Source organism: Nocardia citri, assembly GCF_054065835.1.
Genome location: NZ_JBSUQM010000017.1, coordinates 52,357 through 64,837, shown reverse-complemented (window position 1 = coordinate 64,837; position 12,481 = coordinate 52,357). Strand labels below are relative to the sequence as shown.

The 12,481-nt window shown below is 66.5% G+C and carries 12 protein-coding genes; all 12 read right to left on the bottom strand.

The window, feature by feature from the left end:
* Positions 1-199: 199 nt before the first annotated feature.
* Positions 200-400 (bottom strand): hypothetical protein, encoded by a 201-nt coding sequence (locus ACW2Q0_RS21760; RefSeq protein WP_457192730.1) that lies wholly within the window; start codon positions 398-400, stop codon positions 200-202.
* 87 nt (positions 401-487) lie between these two features.
* A complete protein-coding gene (gene wag31, locus ACW2Q0_RS21755) occupies positions 488-1,354 on the bottom strand; it encodes a DivIVA-like cell division protein Wag31 (RefSeq protein WP_457192729.1) in 867 nt (288 codons plus the stop codon).
* An 80-nt stretch (positions 1,355-1,434) separates the two neighbouring features.
* Positions 1,435-1,725 carry a YggT family protein gene (locus tag ACW2Q0_RS21750; RefSeq protein ID WP_457192728.1) on the bottom strand — a complete coding sequence of 97 codons (291 nt, stop codon included), beginning with the start codon at positions 1,723-1,725 and terminating at the stop codon, positions 1,435-1,437.
* 125 nt (positions 1,726-1,850) lie between these two features.
* Complete coding sequence (locus ACW2Q0_RS21745; protein WP_457192727.1) at positions 1,851-2,627, bottom strand: cell division protein SepF; 777 nt, start codon at positions 2,625-2,627, stop codon at positions 1,851-1,853.
* Between the two features lie 105 nt (positions 2,628-2,732).
* Complete coding sequence (locus tag ACW2Q0_RS21740) at positions 2,733-3,482, bottom strand: YggS family pyridoxal phosphate-dependent enzyme (RefSeq protein ID WP_457192726.1); 750 nt, start codon at positions 3,480-3,482, stop codon at positions 2,733-2,735.
* Complete coding sequence (gene pgeF / locus ACW2Q0_RS21735) at positions 3,479-4,174, bottom strand: peptidoglycan editing factor PgeF (RefSeq protein ID WP_457192725.1); 696 nt, start codon at positions 4,172-4,174, stop codon at positions 3,479-3,481. Before pgeF ends, ACW2Q0_RS21740 begins: the two co-directional genes overlap by 4 nt.
* A 195-nt stretch (positions 4,175-4,369) precedes the next feature.
* On the bottom strand, positions 4,370-5,608 hold the full coding sequence (ftsZ, locus tag ACW2Q0_RS21730) for a cell division protein FtsZ (protein ID WP_457192724.1): 1,239 nt from the start codon (positions 5,606-5,608) through the stop codon (positions 4,370-4,372).
* A 322-nt stretch (positions 5,609-5,930) separates the two neighbouring features.
* Positions 5,931-6,623: a cell division protein FtsQ/DivIB gene (locus ACW2Q0_RS21725; RefSeq protein ID WP_457192723.1), complete on the bottom strand. Its 693-nt coding sequence runs from the start codon at positions 6,621-6,623 to the stop codon at positions 5,931-5,933.
* Positions 6,624-6,629: 6 nt separating this feature from the next.
* Positions 6,630-8,069: a UDP-N-acetylmuramate--L-alanine ligase gene (gene murC, locus ACW2Q0_RS21720; RefSeq protein ID WP_457192786.1), complete on the bottom strand. Its 1,440-nt coding sequence runs from the start codon at positions 8,067-8,069 to the stop codon at positions 6,630-6,632.
* 248 nt (positions 8,070-8,317) lie between these two features.
* Positions 8,318-9,445: an undecaprenyldiphospho-muramoylpentapeptide beta-N-acetylglucosaminyltransferase gene (gene murG / locus ACW2Q0_RS21715; protein ID WP_457192722.1), complete on the bottom strand. Its 1,128-nt coding sequence runs from the start codon at positions 9,443-9,445 to the stop codon at positions 8,318-8,320.
* Positions 9,442-10,998 (bottom strand): putative lipid II flippase FtsW, encoded by a 1,557-nt coding sequence (gene ftsW, locus ACW2Q0_RS21710; RefSeq protein WP_457192721.1) that lies wholly within the window; start codon positions 10,996-10,998, stop codon positions 9,442-9,444. Before ftsW ends, murG begins: the two co-directional genes overlap by 4 nt.
* Positions 10,995-12,437, bottom strand: a complete 1,443-nt coding sequence (gene murD, locus ACW2Q0_RS21705) for a UDP-N-acetylmuramoyl-L-alanine--D-glutamate ligase (protein WP_457192785.1) — start codon at positions 12,435-12,437, stop codon at positions 10,995-10,997. Before murD ends, ftsW begins: the two co-directional genes overlap by 4 nt.
* Positions 12,438-12,481 lie beyond the last annotated feature (44 nt).

The following is a 12,481-nucleotide window of genomic DNA, read 5'->3' as shown; positions in this document are numbered from 1 at the left end:
CCGCTTGCCCAGGCGGCACGCCGATCCGCGCGACCAACCAGGACCTCTTGTTATGAGCTGTGACGGGCTCACCCGTTCGGTTCTACTGAGTGCGGCCCGCGCACCGTTCTTCCGAAGACTCCCCGGTGATGGCCGGATCTACGCCGATTACATGTTTGATTCTAACCAGGATGGTCAAACCAGTTTGTCGGACCCACGGTTACCGTTTCGCATGCCGACCAGGTGGTGGCGCGGTATCGCTTTCGGAGCTGCGCATGGAAAGCGCGCTCACCAGCAACAGCACAGCACCCACGATGCAGACGAGGATGCACCCCCAGGCCCACAGCACCGACCCAGTGGTCAGCGCGGCCACTAACAGGGCGAACCCGATCGCGGCAAGGACCAGCGTCAAGACGAGCATGTTTACCCCCTAGGCATGCCAGGCGGCTCGGCGTACCTCTAGCTACTCGAATAGCAACTACAGCGGAGATATCTCTCTACTACGAGATTACTTGGCACCCTTGGCGAAGGAGGCGGGAGCGAGATTGTTCGCCGGGCTGGCGTCGACGAAGGCATCGCCGCCGTCCACCGGCACCGCCGAGCCACGGTTCTCCAGCTCCTCGAGCTGGGATTCCAGGTACGACTTCAGCCGCACACGGTATTCCCGCTCGAAGGTCTTGAGCTGCTCGATTCGGCTCTCCAGCACACTGCGCTGCTGGGTGATGGTGGCCATGATCTCAGCGTGCTTGCGCTCGGCATCGGCCTGCAGCTCGTCGGCCTTCTCCTTGGCCTGCCGTAGCTGGTTGTCCGAACGGGTCTGCGCATCCGACAGCATCGCCTCCGACTTCTGCCGCGCGTCGGCGACCATCGCCTCCGAACGGGTTCGCGCATCGCCGACCAGTCGTTCGGAATTGGCTCGCGCATTCGACAGCAGATTCTCCGCTTCGAGCTTCGCATCGGTGGTCAGCCGGTCCGCCATCTCTTGGGCGAGGCTGAGCACCTTGGCCGCCTGCAGATTCGCATCGGCGCTCGGCGCATCCTTGGCAACCGGTGCCGCGACCGGCATCGGAGGCGGCGGCGGAGCCTGCTGAACGGGTGGTTTGATGGGTTCGGGCTGTGGGGGCGGGGCTTGCTGAACCGGTGCTTTCACCGCGGCATTCGCATTGGCCGGACCACGATTCTTCTTGGCATCGGCCAGTTCCGCATCGAGTTCGGCAACCCGTTGGCGCAGGTCGGCGTTCTCCTCGATCAGACGCGAGAGCTCCTGCTCCACCAGATCCAGGAAGGCGTCTACTTCATCCTCGTTGTAGCCGCGCTTCCCGATCGGTGGTTTGCTGAACGCGACGTTGTGCACATCGGCTGGGGTCAGCGGCATGGAAGGATCCCTTCGCGCGTCTTTTGGAGATCTAGCAGATCTAGCAAGCTATCTTCTCGGTTCATTCTGTCACACCCGGGCTACCCGTCGGCGTGGCCGCCCACAAACGTCATCGAGATGAAGACGACGAAAAGCAGGACCATAATCGACAGATCGAGCCGAATTCCTCCCAATGACACCGGTGGTATCAGCCGCCTCAGGAGTTTCACCGGAGGATCGGTGATCGTGAAGATCAGCTCGAGGATCACGACGACGAACCCGCTCGGGCGCCAGTCGCGGGCAAAGCTACGGATGAACTCGACGATCACTCGGCTGATCAACAGCAGCCAGAAGATGAACAGCACGAAGTACAACACCGCAAACAAGGCCACGACCTTACTCTGCCCCAAAATCCGCGCCGCGCAAAGTGACCACACCGCTCGTGACGGCCCCCAGGTCGCTCGAAAACGTCAGCCCGATACCCAACGGGTCTAACAGAACCCCCGGATCACACGCGCTATTTCTGGTTGTAGAAGCCGGTTTCGGCGATCCTGCGGCGTTCTTCGGCCGAGACATCGACATCGGCGGGTGAGAGCAGGAACACTTTGGTCGCGACCTTGTCGAATGAGCCACGCAGCGCGAAGGCGAGGCCGGCGGCGAAGTCGACCAGCCGCTTGGCGTCGGCATTGCTCAGATCGACCAGATCCATGATCACCGGATTGCCCTCGCGGAAGCGTTCACCGATGATGCGAGCCTCGCTGTAGTCGCGCGGGCGCAGCGTCGTGATCTTGGACAAGGGACCTCCGTCCTCGAAGATCCCCGGCCGACGCGCGGGCGCGGGCTCGGGGCGCACGCGCTCCTCCAGTCGCCGCTCCTCGGCCTCGGGATCGACGGCGAGCGCACCGCGCGTGGCTCCCCGCAGCATCGGCGCATTGCCGCCCGCGCGGAATCGGGACGCTCCCGGTGCGGTATCGATCCTGGTGGGACGCGGCCGCGCGTCATAGCGGTCGTCCACGTAGGGCTCGTCGCCGTAATCGTCGCGCCGCGACACCGGGTATCCCGCCTTGTACGGCGACTTGTACGCCGGCTCAGGGTAATCCGGCTCATCGTCGTAGCGGTCCTCGGCATAGCGGTCCGCGCCGTAACCGGCGCGCTCGGAATAGTCACGGGGCCGGGGACGACGTGCGCCGCGCTCGTCCACGCTCCGGGGGGCGGGTTCGGCGACATAGTCGTCTTCGTAATCCTCGAGCGGAACCATGCCGAAGTACGCCTTGAACTTGTGCAGCGTGCTCATTTCATAGACCTTCCTTCGGCCCCGGTGGCGGCCGGGTGTTGAAGTCTTGCTCAGTCCTCTCCAGTCCCAGCATATGTGTCAAATGTGACTGATGAGGTTTCTTTGCTACGCCGAGGTTATCGGTCGAGCGCCCATCAAGGCGGTACCGACACGCACACACGTAGAGCCATGTTCGATTGCCGATTCCAGATCGTTCGACATGCCCGCGGAGAGTTCCGTCGCTTCTGGATGGTTCACACGCACCAGCTCATGCAAATGCGCAAGGCGTGCAAAAGCGTCGTCGGGCACGGCGTCGAGCGGGGGAATCGCCATCAGGCCCGCGAGCTGCAATCCAGGCGCGGTGGCCACCCGATCGGTCAGCGCCGCCAGATCTTCCGGAGCTACCCCACCACGACTCGGATCCTCGTCCAGGCTCACCTGAACCAATACACGAACCGGTTCAGCGCGCTCGCCCGCGTCCAAGGCCGACCGCGCCGCGGTGTCAAGGGCCGTTGCCAGGCGTTCGCTGTCGACCGAGTGCACGGCATGCGCCCAGCGCGCGACGATCCGCGCCTTGTTGCGCTGCAACCGACCGATCATGTGCCAGCGCACCTGCGCGAGATCGGCCAGTTCGGCGACCTTCGCGGTTGCCTCCTGCTCCCTGGACTCACCGAATTCCCTGCAGCCCAAGCGATGCAGGATGGCGACATCGGTGGCTGGGAAGAACTTCGTCACCGGCAGCAGCCGCACCGAGCCCGGATCACGGGCGGCCGCATGACAAGCCGCGCCGATGCGCTTGTTCAGATCGGCGAGATTCGTGGCGAGTTCGGCGGTCCGGCCGTCCATGGCCTCGGCCGCAACGGATTCCGCACTCATGCCTCCGCCTGCATCCAGATGACACCGGCCATGCGCCCGGTCGGTGCGCCGCGGCGATGGCTGAACAGCGTCTTGTCCTCGATCGTGCAGCGCGGATCGATGGCGACCGCGCCGATTCCGGCTTCGGTGAGCTGTCTGTTGATTCCGGCACGCAAGTCGAGTGCGGGCGTGCCCCGCGCAGTGGTTGTCGCGCTCCCGGGCAGATGCGCCTCGACATCGGCGCGCATCGCCGCGGGCACCTCGTACTGCCGACCCGATGCGGCCGGGCCGAGGAACGCACCGATGCGCTCGATGCGGGCACCCGCGGAAACCATTGCGTCCAGTACGCGCGGGACGATGCCGATGCGGGCACCGATCCGACCGGCGTGCACGGCCGCGATCACGCCCGCCTCGTCATCGGATAGCAGGATCGGTACACAGTCGGCGGTGAGCACCACCAATGCCAGCCCCGGCACAGTCGTCACCAATGCGTCGGTGGCGGACACCGGCGCATCCCGTGGCCCATCGACGATTTCGACAGTGCGCCCGTGGATCTGTTCCATCCACACGAGCCGATCCGGTGTCAGGCCGATACCCTCGGCCAGCCGGTCCCGGTTCCGCTGTACGGCCGCCGGGTCGTCCCCCACATGATCCCCGAGATTGAACGAATCGTATGGCGGCGCCGAAAAACCGCCCGCTCTGGTGGTCGTCACTCGTCGAACGACTCGCCCGCCTCCCCGGAACTTTTGCCGGTCGTCGTGCGCGTCGACGGCGCTGTCACGGGCCGACGGTCGTGTGTCCAGCTGGGCGCTGGACGTACCCGACGAGTTACCCATGTACGTACGAGATCAGTTGTTGCTTGGGCATACTGCCCAGTGTGCCAGTTCGAGCTACCGATGTGTTCTTGGCTACCGACGCATGAACGAGGGCACATCGACATCGTCGTCGTCATCGGAATCCGGCGGCTCGATATGCGAGCGCGTATTGTGCGTCACCGTCGGCTCGGCCAGCGTGCGGGTCCGCTCGGAATCCCGGTAGCTGGGCACCGCGCCCCGAGTGGAGCCGGTTTGACCTGCGCCCGAAGCAGTTTCGGTGCGCGCGGCAGCGGCGATCTCACTCGTCCGGCTGCTCTGGCCGATCTCACCGGCCCGGCCCGAACCGATCGCGCTGCGGCCCGCCTCGAAAGTGCGTCGCGCCGGACCGCCGCCGTCGAAACCGGCCGCGATCACCGTGACGCGAACCTCATCGCCGAGCGAATCGTCGATGACGGTACCGAAGATGATATTCGCCTCGATATGCGCGGCCTCCTGCACCAGCGAGGCGGCCTCGTTGATTTCGAACAGACCCAGATCCGAACCGCCCGCGATCGAGAGCAGTACGCCGTGCGCACCATCCATCGAGGCCTCGAGCAGTGGCGAATTGATCGCCGATTCGGCGGCCTTGACCGAACGTCCCTCGCCGCGCGCCGAACCGATACCCATCAAAGCGCTTCCCGCGCCGGACATCACGCTCTTGACGTCGGCGAAGTCGACGTTGATCAGGCCCGGGGTAGTGATCAGATCGGTAATGCCCTGCACACCGTTGAGCAACACCTCATCGGCGGAGCGGAAGGCGTCCATCAGGCTGACCGCCGCATCGCCGAGTTGCAGCAGTCGATCGTTCGGGATGACGATGAGCGTGTCGCAGGATTCGCGCAGCAGGTTGATGCCCACTTCGGCCTGGTTGCCACGCCGCTTGCCCTCGAAGGAGAACGGCCTGGTGACCACGCCGATGGTGAGCGCGCCGAGTTTGCGCGCGATGCTCGCGACGACGGGTGCGCCACCGGTACCGGTGCCACCGCCCTCACCCGCGGTGACGAAGACCATATCGGCGCCCTTGAGCACCTCTTCGATCTCGTCCTTGTGATCTTCGGCGGCCTTGCGACCGACCTCCGGGTCGGCACCGGCGCCGAGACCGCGGGTGAGCTCACGGCCGACATCGAGTTTGACGTCGGCATCGCTCATCAGCAGCGCCTGCGCGTCGGTGTTGACCGCGATGAACTCGACTCCCTTGAGTCCCTGTTCGATCATCCGGTTGACGGCATTCACGCCGCCGCCGCCGATGCCGACGACCTTGATCACAGCAAGGTAGTTGTGCGGGGGCGTCATGGGCTCTCGCCTTCCTTCGATCTAAGTCTGTCGTTTTCGGATTCTCGACATTCGGTCTTCGGCAAGTCCGGGCAAACCCTAAACCTCAACCATAGGGTTAGCGTTATGTCAAGTATCCGACTGCTGCGGAACGCTATTCGCAGCCGCTGCGATAGGCGCGCAGGCGCGCCGAAACGACTGACAGAATCTTGTGTGATCCCTCTCGTCTCGCCGCGCAACACGTCGTATCGTGAACGGTTGCCCCCGAACCCCCGGTCTCGCTGGGCTGTTCCCACTGCGGTCACAGTTCCATCGAAAAACCCCTGGGCACAATGGGTATCGATCACTTTACCGTGACCAGATTCGGACTCGAAACATCGAACACCGTTCCATCGCGGGTCAACAGCGGCATCACCACGGCCGCCTTGCGTTCCGCGTCATTAGTTCCTCCCCACAGTACCGTGCGATCGTCGCGCAAGTTCAGCGAAATGTTCGAAATCGACCGCGCGACAACCTCGTCCACTTGTACGACCAGCGCAGCGGGCAGTGCCGACAAAACCGACACCGCCGCCTGGGTGACCGGATCGGCGCCACCGGGATTTTCGGTGGTGAGCTTCGGAACGCCGATGGGCGCGTCCTCGATCGCGAACTCCACACCTTCCGCATCCATCAGATGCGCGCCTTGCGGACTGTCCCAGAACAATACCGGCGTGCGCTCCACCACCGTCACCTTGACGGTGGACGGAAATACGCGCTGCACCCGTGCGGTGCGGACCTTCGGAATACTCGCCACCCGCCGGGCCATCGCATCGGTGTCGATGCGCAACATCGAGCGGCCGGACGGGATCTCGAGTTCGGCGCGCACCTGCTCCTCGGGCACCGCGACCAAACCGTCGATCTCGACCGTGCTCGCCGAAAACACCGGGGTGAACCAGGACAGTACGAAGACAACGGAAAGGATGCACACGCCGAGCAAGCTCCACCGGCGCAGGCGACCCCGGTGTACCCGGCCGAACCAGTCACCCGCGGTTCGCATCGCGGGTCACCGCCCGTATTGCGGACGCGCTCGCAGCCCATCGAGAATCTGGCTGCCGAGCATCGTCACATCGCCCGCGCCCATGGTGATCACCACATCGCCGGGCAGTGCCAGGCGCGCGACCTGACGGCCGACCCGCGACATATCCGGCTGGTAGTGCACGGGTTTGGTGACGGCTTGGGCGACGAGTGCGCCGTTGACCCCGGGCAGCGGCTTCTCCCGCGCACCGTAGACATCGAGCGCGACGACCTCGTCGGCAAGGCTCAGCGCCGCCCCGAAATCCTGGGCGAAGGTGGCGGTGCGGCTGTAGAGGTGCGGCTGGAACACCACGATGACCCGGCCCTGTCGGGAGCGCGCGCCGTCGCGGGCCTCCTGCTGCACCAGCTCCGCGGCCGCGCCGAGTACGGCACGCACCTCGGTCGGATGATGGGCGTAATCGTCGAAGACGCGCACGCCGTTCTCCCGGCCCACGAACTGGAACCGGCGGTGCACACCGCCGAAACCCTCCAGTCCCTGGACGATTTCGTCCACATCCGCACCGGCGGCGCGCGCGGCGAGCAGCGCGGCCAGCGCGTTCAGCGCCATATGCCGACCAGGCACCGCGAGCCGCAGGGCGCGCGGCGCGGCCTCATCGGCGAGTTGGAACTGGGCGAGTCCGCCGACATCGCGCGGCTCCCAACTGTGCAGCCGCACGCCCACCGGCACCGGCGCGTCGGACAGGTCACCCGATCCGTAGCCGAGCACCCGGACGTCCTTATCCGCCAAGCGCGTACCGACCCGCTCGGCCAGCGCCCGCGAACCGGGATCGTCGAGACACACCACCAGCAGCCCGCCCGGACCGAGCCGATCGGCGAAATCATCGAAGACCTGGACATAGGCCGCATCGGAGCCGAAGAAATCCAGGTGATCGGATTCGATATTGGTGACCACGGCGACATCCGGGTCGTATTGCAGCAGTGAGCCGTCGCTCTCGTCGGCCTCGGCGACGAAGATTTCGCCGGTGCCGTGGTGGGCATTGGTGCCCGCCTCGTTGAGCTCGCCGCCGACCGCGAAGGACGGATCGAATCCGCAATGCTGCAACGACACGATCAGCATGGAGGTGGTCGAGGTCTTGCCGTGCGTACCCGACACCAGCAGCGTGCGATGTCCCTGCATCAGCGAGGCGAGTACGGCGGGACGCAACAGCACCGGAATATCGCGCCGATTCGCCTCGACCAATTCGGGATTGGTCTTGGGGATGGCAGCGTAGGTCGTGACCACCGCGGTCGGGCCGCCGGGCAACAGATCGAGGGCACCGGCATCGTGCCCGATACGCACCTGCGCGCCGCGGGCCCGCAGCGCGAGCACACCGCGACTCTCCTTGGCATCCGAACCGGAAACCGCGCCACCGCGCGCGAGCAGAATGCGCGCGATACCCGACATGCCCGCCCCGCCGATCCCGACCATGTGCACGCGCGCCAATTCGGGCGGCAGGGCCGAGCGCGCCTCGTCGGCACCGGCAGTGTTGGATAGGCCGCGCTCGCGGTGCCCTGCGTGGTTACGCTCCGCTACCGCCTCCGGGCCCGTCGCTCCCGCGGCAGTGTTGGATTGGCCGCGCTCGCGGTGCCCTGCGTGGTTACGCTCCGCTACCGCCTCCGGGCCCGTCGCTCCCGCGGCGCCGACCGCCCCGGATTCGGTGGCATCGGCTCCCGTGGTCACCGGCCGCTCACCTCGACGACGATGCGCGCCACTTCGTCGGCGGCGTCGCGGTGTCCGGCGCCTGCGGCGGACAGGCTCATTTCGATCAGCCGTGCGCGGTCGGTCAGCAGCGGTATCACCTCGTCGATCACGTATTTCGGAGTCAGCTCGGCATCGGGGACGATTCTGCCACCGCCCTGGCGAACGATCGGCCTGGCATTGAGTTCCTGCTCACCGTTGCCATGCGGCAGCGGTACATAGAACGCTGGCAGGCCGACCGCCGACACCTCGGCGACGGTCATCGCGCCGGAACGGCAGACGACGGCGTCGGCAGCGGCATATGCCAGGTCCATCCGGGAAAGATACGGCACGGCGATATACCGCGCCCCACCCTCATCCGCATCCAGAACCTCGAGGGTGTTCTTGGGGCCGTGTGCGTGCAACACGGAAACGCCCGCCGCGGCAAGCTGCGGCGCCGCGCCGGAGATCGCCTTGTTCAACGAGACCGCACCCTGCGAGCCACCGAAGACCAGCAGCACCGGCCCCTCGGCGGGCAGGCCGAAATGGGCACGGGCCTCGGCCTGCAACGCGGTCCGATCCAGCGAGGTAATGGACCCGCGCACCGGAATACCGATGACCTGGGCCTTGGCCAGACCCGAATCGGGCACCGCGGCAAGCACTCTGGCCGCGCGCCTGGCACCGACCTTATTCGCGATTCCGGCCTTGGCATTCGCCTCGTGTACCACCACCGGCACCGGGCGCCTGCGCCCGAGCACACCACGGCCCGCCGCGAGGTAGGCGGGCAGTGCGACGTAGCCGCCGAAGCCGACGATCACATCGGCCTCGACCGCATCGATGACCGACCTGGTCCTGGCCACCGAAGCGCGGACCCGGCCGGGCAGCCGCAGCAGATCCGCGGTCGGCTTGCGCGGCAACGGCACCGGCGGGATCAACTCCAGCGGATACCCGCGCTCGGGCACCAGTTTGGTCTCGAGGCCGCGTTCGGTGCCGAGTGCGGTGACCCGGATCGAATCGTCTAGTCGGCGCAACGCGTCGGCGACGGCCAGCGCGGGCTCGATATGTCCCGCGGTACCACCGCCCGCGACGATCACCGACAGTGTCTTGCGGGGTCGCTCCGCACTCACCTGGATCTTCCCCGATCTCTCGCATGGTTTATCGGATAGCTCGGCTCCCACGCCCTGGTCGCCCGCAGCGAACTCGTCCCCCGGCTCTCGGACGCCCGCCGTCGACCGGGGTCCGACTGGGTCCGCCGGCCCTGCGGCAACGCGGCCCGCGCCCGGTCGGCCTTGGCCCGTTCAGCCCGCGCCCGCTGTTCGGCCACCTTGGCCTTTGCCGCGGCCGAGCGCGCACGCGCCGCTTCCGCCTTGGCCGGTGAATACACCTCCGGCTTGGGCAGTCGCAGCAGTCGGCTGACCCTGCCGTCCTGTCCGGCCTGCAGCGCCGCGATCGCCTCGGGCTCGTGCCGGGCCGCATTGGCGATGATGCCGAACATGAACAGGGTGATTGCCAGCGACGAACCGCCCGCCGAAACCAGCGGCAACTGCAGACCGGTCACCGGGAGCAGGTTGACCACATAGCCGATATTGATCAGCGCCTGGCCGGTGATCCAGGTCGTCGCGGTCGCGGTGAGCAGCCGCAGGAACGGATCGACCGAACGGCTCGCGATGCGCAGGCCGGTGTAGACGAACAGCGCGAACAGGCCCAGAACCAGTGCGCAGCCGAGGAATCCGAGTTCCTCGCCGATGATGGCGAAGATGAAGTCGTTGTGCGCATTCGGCAGGTACTGCCATTTGGCCCGGCTCTGGCCGAGTCCCCGGCCCCAGATCCCGCCGTCGGCCAGCGAGTACAGTGCCTGGCGCGCTTGGTAATTGATGCCCTGCGGATCGTCACCCGGATTGAAGAAGGCGCGCATCCGGTCCGAGCGATAACCGGCGGACAGCGCGAGGATCCCCGCGGCGATCATGCCCGAAATCGCGATGGTCACGAACAGCCGCACCGGCAGCCCGCCGAACCACAGCAGTGCGGCGAGCACGATACCCAGCGCGATGGTGGTCGACAGATTCGGCTCCAGCACGACGAGCAGACACACCAGCAGACCGGCGGGCACCAGCGGCACCAGGATGTCCTTGAGTGCGGCCTGTTCCGAGCGACGTGAGGCGAGCAGATGCGCCCCCCACACCACCAGCGTCACCTTCACGATCTCCGACGGCTGCACCGAGATCGGCCCGAGGAAAAACCAGCGCCGGGCACCCTGCACCTGGGAGCCGATGCCGGGAACCAGCACCAGCACCAGTGCCAGCACCGAGACCGCGAACAGCGGAAACGACCATTGCCGCAGTCGACGCAACGAAATCCGCAGCGCCAGATAGAACAGCACCGTGCCGATCGCGGCGAACATTGCCTGCTGGATGAACAGCGAGTACGCCGATCCGCCGTCGACATACGCCTCGACGCTCGACGCCGACAACACCATGACCAGACCGAGCACCGTCAGCAGTGTCGCGATCGTGACGACCAGATGGAACGACGCGAGCGGGCGTGCCAGCCAAGCGCCGAATTTGGTGGCCGCCAGCCGATTCCGCCGTGTCTGATTTGCGGCGCTCCCGGGGCCCTCCGTGGTCACGCTCCGCTGCCGCCTCCGGGCCCTGAGCTCACGCCGCGGAGTCGTCTCGGTCATAGAGGCCGCCCGATGTCACCGTCTTCCAGTGCGGCCACCGCCGCGGCGAAACTGCGTCCTCGGTGGGTGTAGTCGGCGAACATATCCAAGGATGCCGCGGCCGGAGCCAGCAGTACGGCGTCCCCGGCACGGGCGAACCCGGCCGCGGCACGTACGGCCCGCGCCATGACAGCGTCGGCCGCGGACTCATCGATACCGGCGTCACCCATGCCTGCATGGTCTCCCGCGCGGACCTCGACAAGGGGGACCTCGGGCGCGTGTCGCGCCAATGCGGCAGCGAGCACCGGCGCGTCGGCCCCGATCAGCACGGCGGCGACGAGGCGATCAGCGATCTCCTCGACCATATCCTCGACCGACGCACCCTTCAGTTGCCCACCGGCGATCCAAACCACCTGCGGGTGACCGAGAATCGACGAGCGGGCGGCATGCGGGTTGGTGGCCTTGGAGTCATCGATGAATTCGACCCCGGCCACCTCGCGCACGAACGCGGCTCGATGCGGACCGACCTTGTGCTCGATGAGGCCTTCCCGCACGAACTGCGGTGCCACATCTATGGCCCTGGTCAACGCGGCGGCAGCGAGTGCGTCGGCGACACCGGCGGGTCCCTTGGGGCTGATATCGCCGACCTCGGCCAGGATGGCCGCCTTGGTGAAGGCGCGGTCGAGCAGTTTGCCGTCCACGACACCGAGTTCGCCGTCGGCGGGTACGCCGATCCGGAACCCGACCGTTCTGCGAGCCTTACTGCGCCGGGCCAGCGAGGCGGCCACCGGATCGTCGAGTCCGACGACACCGACCCGGCCGTAGAGCGCCCTGGACTTGGCGCCGGCGTAGGCATCGAGGCCACCGTGCCAATCCAGGTGATCCTCGGCCACATTCAGCACCACACCGGCCTCGGGCCGTACCGAAGGCGCCCAATGCAATTGGAACGAGGACAGTTCGACGGCGAGGACCTGCGGACCGGGATTGCGGCGCAACGCATCCAGGATCGGCAGTCCGATATTGCCGCAGGCGACACTGGCGATACCGGCCGCGCGCAGAATGGAGTGCACCATCGAGGTGGTGGTGGTCTTGCCGTTGGTACCGGTCACCACCAGCCATTTGCGGACCGGACCGTAGATCCTGGCCTGATCGACCCACCAGGCGAATTCGACATCGCCCCAGACCGGGGTGCCCTCGGTCACCGCGGCGACGAGCACCGGCGAATCCGGCCGCCAGCCCGGACTGGTGATGACCAGCGCGAAGCGGTTCCAGTCCGCGGATTCCAGTTCCGTGCAGGTCGCGATGTCCAGACCGAGACCGGCCGCCTCGGCCAAGGCGGCGGCACCGCCGTCGGTGACCACCGGACGCGCGCCGATATCGCGCAGCGGTTCGATCAACGAACGGCCCGAGACACCCCATCCGGCAACCAGTACGTCACGGCCACGCAGGAATTCGAGCATGGGCCCCGGTGTTCGCAGGACCCGCGGAGAATGTTCGACCATCG